This window comes from Bosea vaviloviae, from assembly GCF_001741865.1.
Taxonomy (GTDB): Bacteria; Pseudomonadota; Alphaproteobacteria; order Rhizobiales; family Beijerinckiaceae; genus Allobosea; species Allobosea vaviloviae.
In genome coordinates this window covers 3,307,718-3,327,885 of sequence record NZ_CP017147.1, presented here as the reverse complement: position 1 = coordinate 3,327,885, position 20,168 = coordinate 3,307,718, and the positions used below count along the sequence as shown (strand labels likewise).

The window sequence follows — 20,168 nt, the reverse complement described above, 5'->3', positions numbered from 1 at the left end:
GCGCAGCCCCTCGCCGCGCGCCCGTCATCCCTGCCGGTCCCGCAAAGTCTCAGAAGGCGCGGGTCGCCGCCGCCGACCAGGCCGCGACCACACGGTCGCCTGGCCGGGGAAGCTCGCTCTGCGCGATATCCTGGTTCTGCTTGTGGGCGATCAGGCGCTGGCCGGCATCGCTGCGGACGATGAATTCGGTCAGCGCCCCGCGATAGGAGACCGCCTCGACGGTCGCGGCCATCTGGTTATCCGCGAGAACAGCCACGGCGGGCCGGTGCAGGCTGATCCGTTCGGGGCGGATCGCGATGGTCGAGGCGCCGGCGCGACGCGCATCGGCCGTGATGGTCAGTGTTTCGCCGCTGCTGGCGCGGAAGCGGTCCGGTGCGGCCAGGTCGCCCTCCATGAAATTCGCCAGGCCGATGAACTCGGCGACGAAGCGGCTCGCCGGCGCCTCATAGATCTCGTGAGGCGTGCCGATCTGCTCGACCTTGCCGGCCGACATCACCACGATCCTGTCGGCCACGCTCATCGCCTCGTCCTGGTCATGCGTGACGAAGATGGTGGTGAGACCGAGCTTCGACTGGAGACGCCGCAGGTCGGTCCTGACCTCGTGCCTCAGCCTGGCGTCCAGCGCCGACAGAGGCTCGTCGAGGAGCAGGACTTCCGGCTGGTAGACGATGGCGCGCGCCAGAGCGACGCGCTGCTGCTGGCCGCCGGAGAGCTGCTTGGGAAGCCTGTCCGCCAGATGATCGAGCTTGACGAGGGACAAGGCCTCGATGACGCGCGCTTGCGTCTCCTCGCGGCCGACCTTGCGCATCTCCAGCCCGAAGGCGACGTTCTGGGCGACGCTCATATGCGGGAAGAGCGCGTAGCCCTGGAAGACCAGGCCGGCATCGCGCAGATAGGGCGGCAGGACCGTGACGTCGCGGTCGCCGAAATGGATGCTGCCCTCGCTGGCGAAGGCGAGGCCCGCGATCATGCGCAGCGTCGTCGTCTTGCCGCAGCCGGAGGGGCCGAGGAAGGCGATGAACTCGCCCTGCGCGATCTCGAGCGAGACCTTGTCGACCGTGGTCAGGCTGCCATAGCGCTTGGTTAGGTCGCGAAGTGTGATCTTTGACATCGACGCTTTCTCAGAATGCGCGCGTGAGCTTGAAATAGCGGTCCGTGACCACGAGCCCGGCCGCGATGAGGACGATCTGGACGGTGGCGACGGCCGCGATCGTGGGATCGATGCTCCACTCCAGATAGTTCACGATGGCGATGGGCAGCGTGGTGGTGCCGGGCCCCACCAGGAACAGGGACTTCTCGAGGTCGACGAAGGAGACCACGAAGGAGAACAGCCCGCCCGCCACGACACCGGGCCGGATCACCGGCCAGGTCACGCGCCAGAAGGCTTTGAGCGGCCGGGCTCCCATGGTGAGCGCCGCTTCCTCGAGCTGGCGGTCGGCTCCCAGCAGCGAGGCCGTGACGAGCCTGACCGTCCAGGGCAGAGCGATGAGGCTGTGGGCGATCGCGAGGCCCGAAAAGGTCATCGCGATCTGGACGCCGGTCACGACCTCGATCTCGATCAGGAACATGTAGAAGGCGGCGCCCGCGACGATGCCCGGCACGATCAACGGCGCAAGCAGCAAGGCCTGGATCGCTTCCCGCCCGGGGAAATCGCCCCGCGCCAGCACGACGGAGGCGGGAACGCCGACCAGCAGGCTGACCAGCGTCGCCACCATGCCGAGCTGCAGGCTGGTGACGAAGCCGTCGCGAAACCGGGTCATCTCCCAGGCGGCAAGATACCAATCGAGCGTGTAGCCGCTCGGCGGAAAGCCGATGATCTTGTTCTTGAAGAAGCTGACCCAGATCACCGCGACGAGCGGCGCCAGCACCGCCACGAAGGCGATGGCGGAGCCGAGGATCATGGCGGGACGAAAGCTGTCGAACCTTGCCGGAGTGGCGCGCCGCATCGTCACACCATCCCGTAGCGCTTGCGCAGCGTGACGCTCGACAGCACGGTCAGCGCGAAGGTGACGCCCATCAGGATGAAGGCGAGGCTCGCCGCGAAAGGCCAGTTATAGACCTTGATGGCCTGCTCATAGACCTTCGGCGCCATCATTTGGAAGGACGGGCCGCCGATCAGCACGGGCGTCGCATAGGCGTTCACGGCCAGTACGAAGCAGAGCAGGCAGCCGGAGAAGATGCCGGGCATCGCCAGCGGCAGCAGCACGCGAAAGAACATCGCCCAGGGCCGGGCGCCGAGGCTGAGCGCCGCCTCCTCGTAGATTTCGCCGATGCCCTCGAAGACGCTCTGCAGCGAGATGATCATGAAGGGCAGGAGCACGGCGATGAGGCCGATCACGACCGCGGTGCCCGTATAGAGAATGCGGACAGGCTCGACGATGATGCCGGTGTAAAGCAGCGCCGAATTGACCAGTCCACGATCCGAGAGCAGCACCATCCAGCCGGCGGCGCGCACGGCATTGCCCATCAACAGCGGGATGATCGTCGCCAGGATCAGCGCGGTCTTCAGGCCCGGGCTCGTCAGGCGCGTCAGGATGTAGGCCGCGGGCAGGCCCAGCACCAGGCAGACCAATGTGCAGGAGGCCGCGACCGTCAAGGTGCGCGCGAGAATCCACAGATAGAACGGATCGCCGAAGAAGCGCGTGTAGTTCTCCAGCGTCAGCCCCTCGTTGGCGACCTGGCCGGGATCGAACACCGCCAGGCTCGTCCGCCCCATCATGACGAGGGGCAGGACAAGGCCTGCCAGCACCAGGGTCAGGCTCGGGAGCAGGAGCCAGCCGGCACTGAACCGGCGGGCGGGGCGCCGCGAAAGGCTCGGCGCAGAGGTGTCCAAGGCCAGGGTCAAGCCTTGAACTCCTTGTTCCACCATTCGACCCATTTCGGATCGCTTTTCGCGGCGTAGGGGTAATCGACGAAGTTCAGCTTGGCGATCTGCTCGGGCGTGAATTCGAGGCGCTTGCGCATATCGGGGGCGAGTTCGGCGTTGCCGGTCGCCACTGAATAGGAGGTCGCCTCCGCGATCGCGCCCATCGGCTTGGGCTGCAGCATCGCGTCGAGATATTTATAGGCACCGTCGACATTGCGGGCGCGCTTGGGAATGCCGGCTCCGAACGAGACGAAGACCGCGCCTTCCCGGGGGTAGGACCAGCGGATCGGCAGGCCTTCGACCTCCCATTGCACCGCGCGGGCGCTGTAATTGGCCGAGATCCAGATCTCCTCATCCTTGAAGGCGGCGGCGAGAGCCTGGTGCGAGGGATAGAGCCGGGGTTGGACCGCCTTCTTCATATCGAGCAGCGCCGGGAAGGCTTTGCCGACATCGCCCATCGAGCCGCCATGGGAGAGCGCGGCGGCATAGATGTAGTTGAAGTAGATCTGGTCCATCAGCCCGACGCGGCCGGCATATTTCGGGTTCCACAGATCCGCGAAGCTTGTCGGAGGCACGGGGATCTTGGCGGGATTGTAGAGGATCACCACGCCGCCATAGATGCAGGGCACGAGATAGGGCAGCCGGAACTTCTCATTGATGCTGCCATGGCTCGGGATACGCGAGACGTCGAGCGTCTCGAGCGCGCCCTGCGCGTTCATTTCATAGGCGTCGGCATCGCTGAGCCAGGTCACGTCGACAGTGCCGCGCGGCAGCCGGCGCTCGGCGAGGAGCTTGGCCTTGCGCTCTGGCACCGGCGCGAGGTCATGGACGATGCGCAGCGGCGAGGAACCGAAGGCCGGAGCCTCAAACCCCTTCACGATGCGTTCGTTCCAGTCGCCGCCCCAGTTCGAGACGACCAGATCGCCGCTCTGCGCCTGCGAAGGCGTGGGCAGCATCGCGCCCAGGGCGGCGGCCGACCCAAGCCCAAGAAGGCGCCGACGGTCGAGACCGTCCGCCGCAAGATGATGATCCGACACGGTTATTCCCCTTGACTGGGGCCGCTGTCGGCGGCCCGCATTCCTTCACCCTTCGGGGTGTGAACCTGCAAGCTAACCGTGGCGCGCTTCACGAATGCGTTGTAATTGCTTCACGATTGTTTCAGCCTCGCAGCGCCCAAAACGGGAGGCGTACGATCAAGCGACTGCTGCTCATCGAGGATGACGACACCTTCGGCATTCTTCTCGCCGCCTATTTCAAGACGGCGAGCTACCTCACCGAGAGAGTGGGCTCGGCGGAGGCTGGGCTGAAGCGGCTGGATCGCGAGAGCTGGGACGCCGTCATCATCGATCTCAACCTGCCTGACGAGGACGGCATCGTGCTGACGCGCATGGTGCGGGCGCGGTCGTCTATCCCGATCGTCGTGGTTACGGGGCGCCATGGTGCGGAAGACCGGCTGCTGGCGCTGGAAATCGGCGCGGATGACTTCATCACCAAGCCGTTCGAGCCGCGCGAGCTCGTGCTGCGTCTCAACAACATCCTGCGCCGCGGCGAGCGGCAGGACAAAAATCCCGCCATACGTCTGGGTTGCGCCGGCGGGGAGCTCGATCTGGCGGGCCGCACCCTGCTCAACGGCGCCGGCGACCGGATCGATCTGAGCGCGGTCGAATTCGCGATGCTGGCCGTGCTGGCGCGAAGCCCGGATCGCGTTCTGACGCGCGCCCAGATGATCGATGCCGTAACCAGTGGCGATGCGCCGGAAACCGAGCGCGCCATCGACATCAGGATTTCGCGCCTGCGCAGAAAGCTGGCCGAGGCCGGGCTCGACGCCGCCTTGCTGAAGACGGTCCGCGGCTATGGCTACAAGCTCGAAACCACGCCGCGGCTTCAGGCTGGAAGCACTGGGCGTTCATCGAGACGCGACGCATAGTCCACCATCCGCGCGATCGCGTCGGTGAGGCAGTCGATCAGAAGCCGGCTCTGGCGTTGCGATAGGACGCCGTCTGCGTCCGCGATGGGGCGCAGGGTTCTGTCCGACAGCTCGTGGAAGCCGAAAAGGCCGGCGGCTGCGTGAACCTTGTGCATCAGCTTTCCGAGTTCGCCCGCATCGCCCGAGGGTTGCGCCAGCGCCTCGGCGGCCTGCCGGAAGGTCGCCGTGCCCGCGACGACGATCGCCTGGACATTCTCCGGCCCGATATCTCCGACCATGCGGTCGAGGCTGGAGGTGTCGAAATCGCCGAGGCTGTCCGCCCGCTCGGAAAAGCGCAGGCGATCCTTCGGCTGCAGCACGCCGATACCCTGCGCGAAATCGCGCGTTGCCGTCAGCGTTTCCGCCAATTGCTCCAGGCCGACGGGCTTCTCGACGAAGCCGGTGAAGCCTGCCGCGTAATAGGTCTCGATGTCGGCGGGCAGCACGTTTCCGGTCATGGCGATGATGGCTGGCCGGCCCACTGCCGGCCGCGCATTGACGATCCACCGGGCGACATCGATGCCGGACATGTCCTGCATCGAGATGTCGAGAAGGACCGCGTCATAGGAACGCTGCTCCAAGGCGGCGATGCCCGCGCGGCCGTCGAGCGCGGTCGTCACCCTGTGACCGAGCTTTTTCAGCAGCGCCTCGGCGACGATCAGGTTGATCGGCTCGTCATCGACGACCAGGACATCGAGCGGCGGGCCGCCGGCGCGGATGTTGGCGTCCGAAGCGATTGGCGTCTTCGGCTGGTGCATTTCGCCGAGGCTGGCGAGGGGGACATCGACCCAGGCCCGCGTCCCGCGATGGCGGCCGGGCGCCAGCCCCAGCTGGGCGCCGATGGCCTCCGCCAGTTCCTCGCTGATCGCCAATCCCAATCCAAGGCCTTCGATTCCCGAGGCGACATGGTCCTTGTGCCTGCCATAGGCCGCAAAGGGGCGGCGCGAGCGATCCTTGTCGATGCCGGGACCGGAATCGGTGATGGTGACGCGCAGAACCGGGCCGCCGCGGGCGTTGTGGCGGACGGATGCCCGCAGCGAGATCGCGCCGGACGAGGTGTATTTGAACGCATTGCTCAGCAGATTGAAGAAGATCTGCCGCAGACGCCGGGGATCCGACCAGACCGGCATCAATGTGTCGGGGCTGATGCGGGCATGGAAGGTCAGGCCCTTCTGCTTCGCCATGGTCCGCGCAAGGCCGGCGATCTCCTGAAGCAAAGGATGACTTTCGACGATCTCGCACTGGATGGCGACGCGGCCCGAGGTGATGCTTGCGATGTCGAGGATGTCGTTCAGGACATCGCGCATCGCGCGGGATGCGCCGACAAGGTTCTGGATCATCGCCTGGTGCCGCTTCGGCATCGTCTCCTCGGCCAGGAGTTGCGCGATGCCGTAGATCACGTTCAGCGGATTGCGCAGTTCGTGCCCGACCTTGGTGATGAATTGGGTGCGCATGGCGATCTCCGCCTCGGCCCTGGCGCGGGCGGCCCTGAGATCGCGCTCGCGCGCCTTGAGCACGGTGATGTCGGCGCGGATGCTGGTCGTGCCGCCAGAGGGGGTGCGCCTTTCGCTGACCTGGATCCAGCGCCCATCGGCGAGCTGCTGCTCGAAGAAGCCGATACCGGTCCTGTGGAAGGAGATGCGGCGCTCGACCCAGTTGTCCTCGTCATCGCTGATCTTGAAGACGCCACGGCGCACGCTTTCGCGCACCAGATCCGGGAAATAGAGCCCTGGCTTCATGAGATCGGCGACCGCGGGGTAGAGGCGCTTGTACTGCGCATTGCAGATCAGCATCCGGTCTTCCGCATCATAGAGCACGAAGGCTTCCGGCAGGGCTTCCATGCCTTCGATCAAGGCGCGGCTCAATGCATCGGATCGGCCATCGCGGGCGGGCTCGTCGGGAAACACCGCGCCCGCCGCTTCGAGCGGGCCGATCCACCGGCCAAACACCGCAGCGCCGTCGAGCGCGAGAAAGGGAGGACCGGCAGCGATATGGCCGGCAAAGACCGAGTTGTCCCGGGCTGCGGACTGCGCGAGCTGGCTGAGCGTCGCAATCGTCCGATCAGGAAGCCGGACCTGCGCATCGCCGTTTCGGAGCCGCGACGCATCCGCGACGCTCTCCAGGGATGCCGGAACAGTCCATGTGATCTCATTTGCACGCCCGGACCAGTGCCAGAGCAACGCATCACCTGAGACAGCTTCATCAACCATGGAGCGTTACATGCCTGTTTCGGGGAAGGCCGGCAACCGGACCTTCCCAGGGGCCGCTTCTGGCACAGCAGCACGCCAGGAGCGGATACTGCCTCAGTGCCTGAAAGGGACCCGCGTTGCGCAAGCAGCGTCGAAAACCGCCCCACTCGGACATTGGCGGCGTGCCGTCGCCGCGACCGGAAACGATCCATGGCGCAAGACGGACCGCCTGCATAAATTGCCCTTCTTTGGGAGATGGCACGATGTCTTTCATCTGCCACCGTCTGCTTCATGAAACACCCAATCTCGGTGTCCACGAAACCGGCAGCAGGCCATTTCGTTGTTTCTGACGCACGGGCGGGAAGGAGACGATCCCGCACGCAGGAATCGCGGGTACGGTTGAGGCGATGGTAACCGTAGTTCGGTCGGCTCCCCATCACGGTAAAGGCTGATGCAGCGCAGGCTGTCAGAGCTACCGGGCTCCATTGTATTGAGGGAGCTGGGGTTTACTGCCAAAAATTAGACGCTGTGGGTCCCGTTCAACTGCCCGTAAGGTGCGGCTAAAGCCTGTTAGCGCGCGCCGGCCATCGGTCGTCAAGGTTTCAACACTCCTCAGACCAGCACCCGTTAAGCGGCTAATTTCAGCGGTAATCTCTGCCGTACGCTTGTCGAGGTTGTCGGCAAGCACGCGGATCGACTTCGCGACATCGCGGATATCGGAGAAGGCATTGCGGCCGTCCTGGCCCGCGGCCGTGTTCAGGAAGGCCTGCGCCCCCTTCAGCACGTCCTCTACGTGATCAGCGGCCCTGTTGAGCTTTTCGGCAATTGAGGCGACATCCTTCACTCTCTTGCCGACATCACTACTTGCGCCTCCCAGCGTCGCGGTGAACTCCTCAACGTTTTCGACGACCGACTTGATATTCTGTTGATCCACCGAGCGGATGGTCTCGGTTAGCTCCTGGCTGAACGCGCCTAGCTTCTGCGTAAGCGGAGCAGTGAACTCGGCGACTGCGCCAATGCTCTTCATCAACTTGTCGACGCCGCCGGAACTATCGGCGAGTGCAGTCGCGAATTGTTCCGCGTTCCTAATCGTTTCGCTGATCGAGCCCGCATTTTCCTTGACTAGCCCCTCGATGCCGCCAAGAGCGTCGTCGACGCGCTTGGCGATGGTGCGAGCCGTCTCGAGGATATCTTCGGAGCGTTCGGCGGTTATGGTCGGAAGGGGCTCACCCGCTTGTGCGATCAAAACCGGCGAATTGGGGTCGCCGCCGAGAAGCTGCACGGCGACGACACCGGCAAAACCCTGAGCCTCAATGCGGGCGCGGGTATCGGCGCGCAGTGGTGTCGACTGGGCGACCTTGATCACAGCATAGATTTGGCGCGGATCGTCAGGCTGGAGGCTGATTTGCGTCACCTCGCCGACGCGCAGGCCGTTGAAAAGCACGTTGGTACCCCGCCCAAGGCCCGAGACTTTGTCGTTGAAGAGAAGGCGAACTTCCGTCTTATCGGCGCCGCCGCCGCTACTGAACCAATAAACGAACCCGAATAGCGCAGCCAGAACCGCGAGGGTGAACAGTCCAACCAGCGCCTGACTAGCTCGCGATTCCATGGCCTAGACAGCTTCCCCTTTGCGTACGCCACAGGCGGGCAGGCCCTCACTCGGAGCCGAAAATTGGTGTTGCGCGGTGCCAGCATAGATCATCTCCAACCCGCTAGAAGCGCCCGAGATAGATGGTCTCGGTATACGCTGTTGGGCAGCGACCTCTGACGAAGGCAGGCGCTGATCTGGCGAAACGAGGACATCAAAAATATCGGGAGAGGAAAGCCGGCAGGAAGTACCCAACGCCTCCAAATGCTGCGAGTAGCGCGAGAAGGATCGTCCCGGCTCGGAAGCGGCTGAGCACCGAGCGAGACGAGTCAGTCTCGACGATCAACTTTAGAAAGCCATGCAGCGGCCGGAATCGTGTGGGCACGGGCTTGGCATCATTGTCCCCGCCATCCAAGGCACCATCGGTGGAAATCGCTTTCGGCATGACGTCGCCTCCCCGGCAGCGCTTCAACCCTGAGCCGTCCGGTTCGTTCCGTTGAACCGCATGCATCATACAGTCCCGTCGATCAAAAATATCTCCCCCGCCTCCGCATCGTCTCTCCTCTCGGTCAGGACAAGCCCGACATTCGGAGGCCGCAAGACCCTAACAGCCTCCCAGCGCTATTCAGTTGATCATGATGTCCGCAGGCGATGCCGCCCACCGTGCTCATCCTGGCGTCGGGTCGCGTCTCGCCGTTGGTCGCCGACATGCCAGAGAAGATCGTGTTCGTCAGGAAGCCATATGCGGAGGACGACCGACTAAAGGTGCTGGCCGCAGTCGATTAGTTGGCCAGCTTCGCGACCCTGAGTGTCAGCGTCACGATGAGCCCCTCCGGTTCCCATGCGTAGTCGATCACTCCGTTGAGCTGCCCATTGACGCTGCGGGCAACCAGCCTGCTGCCGTAACCGCTGACCTTCGACGGCTCGACGCTGGGGCCGCCCCGCTCCATCCAGACGATCTTGATGTCGTCGCCCTCCAGCGAGCCGGATACGTCCAGCGTTCCCTCGTCGGACGACAATGCGCCGTACTTCACTGAGTTGGTGGCCAATTCGTGGATGACGAGCGCCAGCGTGGTCGCCGCGCCCTCGCCGACGCCCATGCGGGGAACCGCGACACGGATTCGACCGCTGAATGCGCCCATGTCCTCATATGGCGACAGCAGGATCGACAGCAGGTCGCCGAGCAGGGCTGCGGTGCCCTGATGGCCGGGAAGCGGACGCACCAGATCGTGGGCCCTGCCCAGCGACGTCAGGCGGGTCGTCAGGTCCTTGGCCATCTCGGCGGCCGTGCTCGACGACCGGGAGGCGATCTGAGTCAGTCCCGATGCGATCGCCAACAGATTCTTGACCCGATGGCTCATCTCGCCGGCGAGAAGCTCATGGCCCTCCTCGGCCTGCTTGCGGCCGGTCACGTCCAGGAAGATCCCGTACAAATGACCCTCATGCATGCCGGAATCGTTGCCTAGGCCGCGTGCGGAAATCCAGCGTATGTCGTCGCCGACCATGATGCGGAAGTCGGTTTCGTAAGCGCCCTCGACGCCGCGCGTCGCAGTGAAAGCAGCACGGACACGGTCGCGATCCGCTGGGTGGATGCGCGCCGACAAGTCCTCGAACTTCAGGTCATCTGTCTGCTCCACGCACCACATCCCGAAGCCCTGTTCGTCCATGACGAACGTGTCTTCCGCGACGTTCCATGACCACAGAGCGACGCCCGCAGCCTGGATGGCTCGGCGCAGGCTATCTGATGTCCAGTGGCTAAACGGCACAGTGAGCCTCGATTGGAAAGGTTGCGGGTGCACTGAACTCTATACGGTATCGAGGCTCTCTATGCCTTGGGCGTGTCGCAAGGCATTGACCACGGCTCCTTAAGGCGAGTGAGGCATGCAGAAACTACATCCAGGTCGGCCGCACAATGTGCCGGGTATACGGCAAATCTCGTTTCTCATCCTGCCGCATCTCAAAGACTGCCATCAAGCGTGAGATATGGATCTCGAAAGCGGACCGTCATAACCGACAGCAGAGTCAGGTAATCCGGCCAGGAATGAACCTCAGATGACCGGGTCAGGTTTGGCCTGCAGATTCGAGGACGTGAAGCGTCCGTACAGGCGCGGCAGAACCAGCCGTCGCGTCCTCCAGACAATATCGAACCGCCTCGCGGAAGGTGACGGCGACGCGATCGGGCTTTGCCGCATCCATGAGCTGGTCGCCAGTCTCGTTCGGCGCAAGCGTTAGCGCCACGATCATGATCGTCGCGGCCGGCATCTTCCGCCGAAGGCGCTTTACCGCATATCGCATGTTCGCAATACTATTGCCGTTGAGATAACAAAGGCAGACAAGCGCCACACCATCGGTGCTGAGCGTGAAAATATTGCGCGTCGACAAGCTAGTGGAAGGTTCGATACGCGTTGAGACCCCATGCTTCTCGATGACTTGTGCCAGCATCACTGCGATGGCTTCGTCGAGCTGGTTTTGCCCTGCTATAAACAGCACCGGCTGCGGCATCCTGTAGGTTTCGGCCAGGTCTTCGGGAGCCAGAACCTGCAGGTCCGCCGTGCCCTGCATCTCGTTTGTCTCGGTGATGGTTGCTTCGGTCTCGGCGTCCGTCGGGGTTTTTCCGTTTTGTGGCTTCATGTCGTCGTGATCGGCAAGATCGTCGACGACCTCGCGAACGGCTTCGAGGATGCCTGCCATTCGGGCATCGTCAAGGACGCCGCGGAGGGCATCCGCGGAGGCCAGTCGCAATCCCTCCACCGCAACGGTCTCATAGTAGGCCGACAGCGATCGCTCCTTCAAAACCTGTTCGGCCTTGTCGGCTGCCTCGGCGGGATCGCCAGCCAGGATACGCTGATAGAAGATTTCTGACGCCGACAGGGCTGGACGGTCGCCAAGAAGGACGTCGAGGAACTCGAGCCGCTCGACGTGCCGACCAAGTACAACCAGGCAGACCGTTAGAGGCGTCGCGAGAACGAGGCCGATCGGTCCCCACAGCCATGTCCAGAACGTCGCGGCGACGACGATTGCAACGGGGGACATTCCTGTCGACTGTCCATAAATTAGCGGCTCGATCACATGCCCCGCGACCGGCTCGGCGATCAGAAACAAGGCTGCGGTCCAGAGCAGCATCGTCCAGCCTGGATCGACGGCCGCCGCGATCGTCAGAGGAAAGGCGGCGGAGAAGATCGCGCCGATATAGGGAATAAATCTCAAGATCGCCGTCAGGATGCCCCATAGCGCGGGGCTCGGCACGCCGATCGCCCAGAGACCAAGACCAATGACGAGCCCGAAACCAGCGTTCACGGCAAGCTGGGTCAAAAAAAGCCGGCTCAAGCGCGACGCCGCATCATCGAGTGCAGCCGTGGTCTTTTGCAGATCATAGGCGCCGGTCAGCCGAATGAATCGATTCCGGAGATCCTCGCGCTGAAGCAAGATGAAGATGACAAAAATCACCACGATGCCCGTCGTCGCCAAAGGGTGAATCAACGGGACCAGAAACGCCCGAAGCGTCTGAAGCGCGCCAGGATTGGGCTGATGGACCTCGACGGGAATGGGGCGCTGTTCAGGAGGAGCCTTTGGCGCTCCAAAAGCCTCGGGGACCGGCTGTTCGGGCGCCTTATCAAGCTCCTTCCCGAGTTCCTGAAGGACGTCGGCGGCCCGTGACAGGACGCCGCCGCCGGGGCCCGAACCGCGCAGCGACGATATTTTTTCGCGGATCGTGTACTGGTACCGCGGGAGATCGGAGGCCAATTGCGTCGCCTGCGTCGCCATCATCATTGCCAGCGCACTGACCCCTGCAAACGCGACGACGACGATGGTTATGACGGCGAGCGAGCGCGGAATTTTCAGGCGCCGCAGGACTTTGACCAACGGAGCCAACACGAAGCTGAACAGGATCGCCAGGGCGACTGGGACGAAGACGTCGCGACCGACGTAAAGCGCGGTGACAATCAACGCGATCACGCCGAAGGTCCCTAACCCGGTGCCATGAGGCCCGAGCGGCTTTAGTTCCTGGGTCGGATCAAGCTTGGCCGGAAGCGTCATCGGTAGGCCCCCCATTGCACAGCTAGGCACAGTCGCCTGCGCCTCTCCTGCTGAACGGCAGGTGATCATCGATGTTCCCGCGCGAATTTTCCGAGGGCAGTCAGCCAGACCGGCCGGCTGCCGACGCCGGAACTTTTACGCCTCTTCGCGGTTCTCCTCGCAAGTTGGTGAATGGGTTAAAATCATGAAAATTCAAACTGTTATCTTGGCCGTCGTTTCGATCGTCGGCTTTTCGGCTGCCGCAGCTTCTCAGGCCAATCGGCCCATCGATCAGGCAATGCGGGTCTCAGTGCTTTTGATCGACCAGCCTGTCCTCGCCGTGGTGCCCTCGCCATCGGCCGATCGCCCGGCCATCGCGCCGAGCTTGACGGTAACGTCGACCACCGCCCTCGCTGCGCGCAAAGTGCGGGTGGTCCTACCATCACCGTTCGCGCGATGATCGCGACCTATCAAACGGGCGCGTCGTGAAGGTATCAGATCAATGAACAGCGCCAGTCTGCGCATTGCGATTGTGGTAACGGCGCTCGGTTTCGGAGCCCCGTCGAGCGGCGCTCTCACGGCCGACCAAATCAACGGCGCGCTTTTCACGGATCGGCGCCTGGAGCCCCAAGCCGGGCCTGATCCATTCATCGTCAAAGCGCAGGTTCTTCTCAGCCGACGCAGCATATCGCCTGGCGTAATCGACGGCGGCGATGGCGAAAATTTTCGCAAGGCAGTGGCGCAGTTCCGTCGGCAGGAAAAACTCGGCGAAGGCGGGGAGATCGACGCGCTGACATGGCTGACACTGGGCGGCGAGACCGCGACCGATGTGGTCGCCGAATACAAGCTTTCCGAAAAGGACGCCGCTTACGATTTCACCGACGAGATCCCGCGTGATTACGCCAAACAGGCCAAGATGAAGCGCCTGTCCTACACCAGCCCTGGGGAGATGCTCGGCGAGCGCTTTCATATGAGTGAGAAACTCCTCAATGCGCTCAACCCCGGAGAAGCGTTCTCCGAGGCAGGCCCAGTGATCCTGGTGGCATCAGCCAAACGCTCGCTCGAGAAGGGCAGCGCCCTACGCATTGACGCGGTCAAAAGCTCGGGGATGGTTTTGGTCTACGGCGCGGGCGATCAAGTTCTGGCGAGTTACCCCGCAACGATCGGTAGCCAAAACACGCCTTCGCCCTCGGGCGAACATACCATCGAAAGGATCGCAAGGAACCCGAACTACACCTACAACCCCGAAAAGAACTTTCAGCAGGGCAAAAACACCGAAACCCTCGTCCTCCCGCCAGGCCCTAATGGCCCGGTCGGCACCGTCTGGATCGCGCTGTCGAAGCCAACCTTTGGAATACACGGAACTCCCGAACCGTCGCAGGTTAGCAAAACGACATCGCACGGGTGCGTCAGGCTCACCAACTGGGATGCCGAGGAACTGGCTGACCTCGTGAAGCCAGGCGTGTTCGTGCGTTTCATCGACTGATCTTGTGGGTTCCCCGATCATGCCTTGTTCCCCAAACTGCAATCCTGAATAAATATTCATATAAGCCATTGATTCAATTGTAATTTTAATCCGTCTCATGGAACATTGCGATTGGGTGGATGTTTATTTTGCAATGCCTTGATCGTGGGGATTGCCTCCACGCCGAGCCATTGGAGGGTAAATCCATGCTCACGAAACTGGCCATTATCAGCGCGCTCGCATTCATTCCCGCCACAGCCTTCGCCCAGAATCCCCAGGGCGCTCAGGGCGGCGTTGCTGCCGGCGCAGCCACCGGCGCTGTCGGTGGCGCCATCGTCGGCGGCCCGGTCGGCGCGGTTGTCGGGGGCGTTGGTGGAGCTGTCGTCGGCGCGATCATCGGCGACAACACACCGCGCTTCCAGCAATATGTCGTGACCCAGAAGCGGCCATCCTATACCTACGCGCAGCCCCTGTCGGTCGGCGTCGAACTGCCGAACGACGGCGTCACCTACTACGAGGTGCCGGCCGAATACGGCGCGACCCAGTATCGCTACACGGTCGTCAACAATCGCACCGTCCTAGTCGATCCACGCACGCGTCGCGTCGTCCAGGTCATCGATTGACCCTCCAGACGATCGGTCGCAATATTTGGTTCGACTGATCTCGCGTCGATCGCCCGGCGGCAATTACCGTGTCGCCGGGCGATCAAGCAAGCCTCGACCCAGCTGGCCTCGAGCCAAGGTGGCGGCCCCGGTTGGCGACCGTGTCGAGACAATCGCGGAGTAGCGCGTTCAAATCGTCGAGATTGCGGAAGGATCGGGAAACGAAGAAGTCCTCGCGGATGTAACGCCCCCGCACGAAATCATGAATGTCGATCGGTCCTGGATGAGAGCCCGAGCGGCAATGAAGAAACATGACGCACATAGCGTTATGACATCATGAAATGCATATTACGGCCTGCTAATATGGGCTGGCGGCGCGCGGGGAGAGGCTGACCTCGCGGGCGCGGTCGAGATGGCGACGCAGCAGGACAGCCGCGATCTCGCGCTCCCCGGCCTCAAGCCGGGCGATGATCTCGAGATGCTCGCGGCAGGAGACCGCGACGCGCTCGGGCCCGTAGCGCCAGGAATAATTCGCATAACGCCGCAACCGGCTCTGCTGCTGCAGGGCAAGCAGCAGATAGCGGTTGCCGCAGGCGGCGATCAGCCCTTCATGGAATTCGCAATTCATCTCGAACAGCGCGATGCTCGCGGTCTCGCTCCAGGGCCGCGCCAGCATCGCCTCATGGCGCCGGCGCATCTCCGCGAGCCAGGCCGGATCGGGCGCAAAGCCCGCTTCGAGCAGGGCCGCCGGCTCGATGATGCGGCGGAAGGCATAGCTTTCAATGATCGCGGCATCGTCGTTCAGCGGTGAAAAATGCCAGCCATGGCCCGGCCGGCGCTCGACCAGCCCGACTCCGGCCAGCTTGTTCAGAACGCGCAGCAGCAGCGGCCGACCGATGTCATAGCGCCGCATCATGTCGGCTTCGGAAGCCTGCGACGGCAGCGTGCCAGCGACACGATCCCTGGCGATAGCGACGCAATAGGCGTCGAGATCGGCTGAGGCCGCGGCGTAGTCGCTCTCGGCGATCTCGCTGGCCGGCCGCGACAGGGCATGGCCGCCATTGGGCAAGGCGGCGATGACGCCACGCTCCGCGAGATGGCGCAGCGCGGCACGCACCGGCGTGCGCGAGACCTGGAGGCGCCGCGCGAAGGCAGCTTCCGGCAGGCGCTGGCCCGGAAGCAGCTCGTCTTGCCGGATCATCTCGAGAATACGCGGCAGCAGGTCGCGCTGCAGCTTGCTCGGATGCTCGGAAGTCGGCGCGGTCGGTGCGTTTTTTTTATGTCTCATGGTTTGACAAAATACATATTCTCGACCTCCATAGGAAGCCGTTACCTGGCCTCCCCAGGAGCACCTGCAACCGGAGCCCATGATGCCGCCGCCCCAGACCCCAGCGGTATCGCCTGCCGACCGGATCGATGCGGACGCCCTGTGGCGGCTCGAGGCTCACGAACTTGCGCGATTGATCGCTCTCGGCCTGGTGTCGAGCCGCGAGGCGGTCGTCTCCTGCCTTGCCCGCATGGATGCGGTCAACGGCACGCTCAACGCCGTGATCCGCCGCTTCGATGCCGAGGCGCTCGCTGACGCCGACGCCGCCGATGCGATGAGGGGGCGCGGCGAGGCGCTCGCGCCGCTCCACGGCATTCCCGTCACGGTCAAATGCAATATCGACCAGAAGGGCCATCCGACCGATGGCGGCGTCGAGGCTTATCGCGATCTCGTCGCCGAGAGCGACAACCCGGTCGTCGCCAATCTCCGCGCTGCGGGCGCCGTGATCATCGGGCGCACCAATACGCCCTGCTATTCGATGCGCTGGCACACCGAGAACGCGCTGCATGGCGCGACGCTCAACCCATGGCATGCCGGCATCACGCCCGGTGGATCGAGCGGCGGCGCAGCCGCTGCGGTGGCCGCGGGCATCGGGCCGATCGCACATGGCAACGACATCGCCGGATCGGTGCGCTATCCCGCCTATTGCTGCGGGCTCGTCGGCCTGCGGCCGAGCTATGGCCGGGTGCCGTCGAGCAACGCGACCGCCAAAGGGCTGGCCGCGATCTCCTCGCAGCTCATGGCAGTCCAGGGCCCACTGACGCGCAGCGTGCGCGATTGCGAAATCGCTTTCGAGGCAATGGCGCAGCCGAGCCCGCGTGATCCGCGCTGTGTCGTGCCGGCGCCGTTTGGGTCCATGCGCGGCCCCCTGCGCGTCGCCTTGGTGGCCCGGCCGAAAGGTGCCGTGGTCGATCCGAGCGTGACCGAAGCAGTGCTCAGCGCCGGCCGCGCGCTCGCGGCCGCCGGCGTCATCGTCGAGGAGATCGAGCCGCCGGACCTGGCCGGCATCGGTGAGCTCTGGGGCAAGCTCGCCACGGCCGATGTGATGGCGAACCTGCAGCCGCTGATCGAACAGAACGGCGATGAGGGCATCCGTCGCGCGCTTGCGCTCTGGGACGAAGCCTTTCCCCGCTACAGCGCGGCCGACACGCTGGCTGCGCTCGGTGAGCGCGCGCTCGCCTTGCGCAACTGGCAGCTCTTCTTCGAAGACTATCCGGTCGTGGTGATGCCGTGCTCCTATGCACCGCCCTTCCCTGTCGGCTTCGACCTCAGGGATGTCGCTGAGACCACCCGCGTGCTGGCGGCGCAGAGCCCGCTCATGGCGATTTCGGTGCTCGGCCTGCCCGGTCTTGCGGTGCCGACCGCTGCGCAAGGCGGGATCCCGGCCGGCGTCCAGATCGTCGCCGGGCGCTTCCGCGAGGATCTCTGCTTCCGCGTCGGCGCCATCATCGAGGCGCATCTGCCCCGGGCGACGCCGCGCGATCCAAACCCGACAGGAACGTTCTGATGGCCTTCGTCAGGCGCCACGGCGTCAAGCTCTCGGCCTATGATTTCGGCCGCACCACGATCCACGCCTGCCAGGCCGATCCGCGCTTCAGCTGGTGCGCCTATGTGCCGGAGGATTACGACGAGGCCGGCACGGAGCGCTACCGGCTCCTGGTCTCGGTCCACGGCACGATGCGCGACATGGTCGCCTATCGCGACGATTTCATCCCCTTCGCCGAACGGAACCGCTGCATCGTGCTGGCGCCGCTGTTTCCTGCAGGCATCACCAGCCCGGGCGAGCTCTCCTCCTACAAGCTGATGACGCCCTCAGCGGTGCGCTACGACGCGATCCTGCTCGCCATGGTCGAAGAGGTGCAGGCGCGCTACCGGATCGCCGGCGATCGTTTCGCGCTCTTCGGCTTTTCCGGCGGCGGGCATTTCGCGCACCGCTTCCTCTATCTGCACCCCAAGCGCCTCTCGGCGGTGTCGGTCGGCGCGCCGGGCATCGTGACGCTGCTCGATTTCGAGCATGATTTCTGGGTCGGCGTGCGCGATTTCGAGGCCGTGATGGGCCGGCCGATCGATCTTGAGGCGATGCGCCGGGTCGCGGTCCAGATGGTCATCGGCGGCGACGATACCGAGACCTGGGAGATCACGCTGGCCAAAGGCTCACCCCTATGGCGCCCCGATGGCGAGATCGCCGGCATGAACCGGCCCGAGCGCATGCGCGCCCTCAAAGCGAGCTTCGAAAACCACGGCATCGCCGTGCGCCACGACATCGTGCAGGGCGTTGCCCATCGCCATGCCGGGCTGCTGCCGGCGGTCACCGATTTCCTTGCCGAGGCGATGCCGGAGCCATGATGCGTATTCGTGGAGCCGTTTCCGATCCAAACGGATCAGTCAACAGCTCCAGAGCTTTGTTTTGCCGCGTTTTCTCCGCGCAAACGCTTCGCGTTTGTCGCGGGGGAACCGGTGACCACTTCGCTCGAAAACGCTTTCGCTTAAACTCTTGAAGGAGACCGGCCATGCGACGCAGTACCTGCCAAGTTCTTGTCGTCGGATTGGCCCTTGTCGCCGCATTGGCCACCGGATCGGCCTTCGCCCAATCGGCCCCGACGACCAGCCGGCTCGCCGTGGCGCTCAACGCCGATATCCGCAGCCTGGAGCCGGGCGTCAACCGCGACACCAACACCGACACGGTGATCCACCAGCTCTTTGAGGGGCTCGTCGCCTATAAGACCGACCTTGATGTCGGGCCGGCGCTGGCCGAAAGTTGGACGCTCTCCGATGAGGGCCGGAGCTATACCTTCAAGCTGCGCCCGGCGACCTTCCACAATGGCAAGCCGGTGACCTCGGCCGAGATGAAATGGTCCTGGGATCGCCTCAACCAGTCCTCTGCCTGGACCTGCCGGCCTGTCTTCAACGGCCAGTCCGGCGCCAAGGTCGTGGCGGTCGAAACCCCGGATCCGCAGACCGTCGTGTTCAAGCTCGACCGGGCGAGCGCGATCTTCCTGAAGCAGCTCGCCAACATCCAATGCCATGTGCTGGCGATGCATCCCGACAGCGTCGACACTGAGGGCAAATGGTCCAGACCGATCGGCTCCGGCCCGCTCAAGCTGCGGGAATGGCGGCGCGCCGAATATGTCCTGCTCGACAAATTCGCCGAGTATCGCGGCAGTGCCGCACCCGCCAACGGCTTTTCCGGCGCCCGCGACATGCTGGTCGAGCAGGTCCTGTTCCAGGTGATTCCCGATCCGAGCGCGCGTGAAGCGGCGCTGCTGACTGGCGCCGTTGATATCCTGCACGACATCGAACCCGACCAGATCGAGACGATGAAGCAGCGCGGCATGCGCGTCCTCAGCACGCCGGGGCTCGGCTGGTCGGCGCTTTTGCTGCAGACCGACGATCCGCTGCTGTCGAACGTCAAGATCCGGCAGGCGATCGCGCATGCCATCGACCTGAAGCAGATCGCCGAAGCCCAGACGCTCGGCATGGCCCCGGCCAACGCCTCGGCGGTGAGCAGCTCGACCGCCTTCTACAATGCAGGCTTCGCGGCCTGGCCGGCCTATGACCCGGCGCGCGCCAGGGCGCTGCTGAAGGAGGCCGGCTACAAGGGCGAACCGCTGCGCCTCCAGACCAACAAGCAGTATCAGAGCATGTATCAGAATTCGGTGATGATCGAGCAGATGCTGGCGGGCGCCGGCTTTGCCGTGAAGCTCGAGGTCATCGACTGGGCGACGCAACTGTCGAACTATCTCAACGGCCGTTTCCAGATGCAGTCCTTCGGCTATTCCGGCCGCTTCGATCCGGCCCTGATGTATGCCGCCTTCGTCGGCGACAAGACCCGGTTCAAGACCGCGCAATATGGCGATCCCGACGCGGTCGCCCTGCTCGGGCAGCTCGATACGACCGACGACCCGGCTGTGCGAGGCAAGCTCTTCGCTGCGCTCCACGCCAAGGTCCAGGCCGATGTACCGATCGTCGGGCTCTACTTCTCGCCGATCATCGAGGCGGTGCATCCGCGCGTCGAGGGCTACGTCTCCTGGCCGGCCAACCGCCCGATTACCTGGGGCGTCCGCAAGCGCTGATGGCCGGGACATCGGGCGGAATTCGACGGAGCCGGCCACAGACGGTCCCGAGGCTTGCACCTTTTCAATATATAT

Annotated in this window: 16 protein-coding genes; 6 read left to right on the top strand and 10 right to left on the bottom strand. The window is 64.0% G+C overall.

The annotated features are described in order from the left end of the window. Window positions 1-49: 49 nt before the first annotated feature. From BHK69_RS15310 to BHK69_RS15295, 4 genes are read right to left on the bottom strand one after another with little or no spacing between them, the layout of a single operon-like run. On the bottom strand, window positions 50-1,111 hold the full coding sequence (locus BHK69_RS15310; RefSeq protein WP_069690849.1) for an ABC transporter ATP-binding protein: 1,062 nt from the start codon (window positions 1,109-1,111) through the stop codon (window positions 50-52). 10 nt (window positions 1,112-1,121) lie between these two features. After that, the gene (locus BHK69_RS15305; RefSeq protein WP_069690848.1) at window positions 1,122-1,946 is read right to left on the bottom strand and encodes an ABC transporter permease; all 825 of its coding nucleotides are present in this window, start codon (window positions 1,944-1,946) and stop codon (window positions 1,122-1,124) included. A 2-nt stretch (window positions 1,947-1,948) separates the two neighbouring features. Then, window positions 1,949-2,845 (bottom strand): ABC transporter permease, encoded by an 897-nt coding sequence (locus BHK69_RS15300; protein WP_244548208.1) that lies wholly within the window; start codon window positions 2,843-2,845, stop codon window positions 1,949-1,951. Beyond that, window positions 2,842-3,903 carry an ABC transporter substrate-binding protein gene (locus BHK69_RS15295; RefSeq protein WP_083269457.1) on the bottom strand — a complete coding sequence of 354 codons (1,062 nt, stop codon included), beginning with the start codon at window positions 3,901-3,903 and terminating at the stop codon, window positions 2,842-2,844. Before BHK69_RS15295 ends, BHK69_RS15300 begins: the two co-directional genes overlap by 4 nt. Window positions 3,904-4,019: 116 nt before the next feature. On the opposite strand from BHK69_RS15295, the gene BHK69_RS15290 reads away from it, so the two are divergent. Next, window positions 4,020-4,793 carry a response regulator transcription factor gene (locus BHK69_RS15290; RefSeq protein WP_148663438.1) on the top strand — a complete coding sequence of 258 codons (774 nt, stop codon included), beginning with the start codon at window positions 4,020-4,022 and terminating at the stop codon, window positions 4,791-4,793. On the opposite strand, the gene BHK69_RS15285 is transcribed toward BHK69_RS15290, so the two are convergent. From BHK69_RS15285 to BHK69_RS15265, 5 genes are all read right to left on the bottom strand, one after another. After that, window positions 4,751-7,042, bottom strand: a complete 2,292-nt coding sequence (locus BHK69_RS15285) for a response regulator (RefSeq protein WP_069690846.1) — start codon at window positions 7,040-7,042, stop codon at window positions 4,751-4,753. The two genes, BHK69_RS15290 and BHK69_RS15285, sit on opposite strands and share 43 nt — an antisense overlap. Before the next feature lie 451 nt (window positions 7,043-7,493). Then, complete coding sequence (locus tag BHK69_RS15280; protein ID WP_069690845.1) at window positions 7,494-8,630, bottom strand: MlaD family protein; 1,137 nt, start codon at window positions 8,628-8,630, stop codon at window positions 7,494-7,496. A 193-nt stretch (window positions 8,631-8,823) separates the two neighbouring features. Next, window positions 8,824-9,054, bottom strand: a complete 231-nt coding sequence (locus tag BHK69_RS15275) for a hypothetical protein (RefSeq protein WP_148663437.1) — start codon at window positions 9,052-9,054, stop codon at window positions 8,824-8,826. A gap of 337 nt (window positions 9,055-9,391) precedes the next feature. Continuing rightward, on the bottom strand, window positions 9,392-10,276 hold the full coding sequence (locus BHK69_RS15270) for a sensor histidine kinase (protein ID WP_148663436.1): 885 nt from the start codon (window positions 10,274-10,276) through the stop codon (window positions 9,392-9,394). Window positions 10,277-10,670: 394 nt separating this feature from the next. Then, window positions 10,671-12,647, bottom strand: coding sequence for an AI-2E family transporter (locus tag BHK69_RS15265; protein WP_069693686.1), 1,977 nt, complete (start codon window positions 12,645-12,647; stop codon window positions 10,671-10,673). A 481-nt stretch (window positions 12,648-13,128) separates the two neighbouring features. On the opposite strand from BHK69_RS15265, the gene BHK69_RS15255 reads away from it, so the two are divergent. Both BHK69_RS15255 and BHK69_RS15250 read left to right on the top strand, forming a co-directional pair. After that, window positions 13,129-14,112: a L,D-transpeptidase family protein gene (locus BHK69_RS15255; RefSeq protein ID WP_069690841.1), complete on the top strand. Its 984-nt coding sequence runs from the start codon at window positions 13,129-13,131 to the stop codon at window positions 14,110-14,112. Window positions 14,113-14,297: 185 nt separating this feature from the next. Then, entirely contained in the window at window positions 14,298-14,714 is a 417-nt protein-coding gene (locus BHK69_RS15250) for a DUF1236 domain-containing protein (protein ID WP_069690840.1), read from the top strand. A 337-nt stretch (window positions 14,715-15,051) separates the two neighbouring features. Here the strand turns inward: BHK69_RS15250 and BHK69_RS15245 are convergent, their stop codons facing one another. Then, window positions 15,052-15,981 (bottom strand): GntR family transcriptional regulator, encoded by a 930-nt coding sequence (locus BHK69_RS15245; RefSeq protein WP_069690839.1) that lies wholly within the window; start codon window positions 15,979-15,981, stop codon window positions 15,052-15,054. A gap of 82 nt (window positions 15,982-16,063) precedes the next feature. On the opposite strand from BHK69_RS15245, the gene BHK69_RS15240 reads away from it, so the two are divergent. The 3 genes from BHK69_RS15240 to BHK69_RS15230 all read left to right on the top strand — a co-directional run bounded on the left by BHK69_RS15240 (window position 16,064) and on the right by BHK69_RS15230 (window position 20,093). Then, complete coding sequence (locus tag BHK69_RS15240; protein ID WP_069693685.1) at window positions 16,064-17,527, top strand: amidase; 1,464 nt, start codon at window positions 16,064-16,066, stop codon at window positions 17,525-17,527. After that, window positions 17,527-18,366, top strand: a complete 840-nt coding sequence (locus BHK69_RS15235; protein ID WP_069690838.1) for an alpha/beta hydrolase family protein — start codon at window positions 17,527-17,529, stop codon at window positions 18,364-18,366. Before BHK69_RS15240 ends, BHK69_RS15235 begins: the two co-directional genes overlap by 1 nt. Window positions 18,367-18,530: 164 nt before the next feature. Continuing rightward, entirely contained in the window at window positions 18,531-20,093 is a 1,563-nt protein-coding gene (locus tag BHK69_RS15230; RefSeq protein WP_069690837.1) for an ABC transporter substrate-binding protein, read from the top strand. Window positions 20,094-20,168 lie beyond the last annotated feature (75 nt).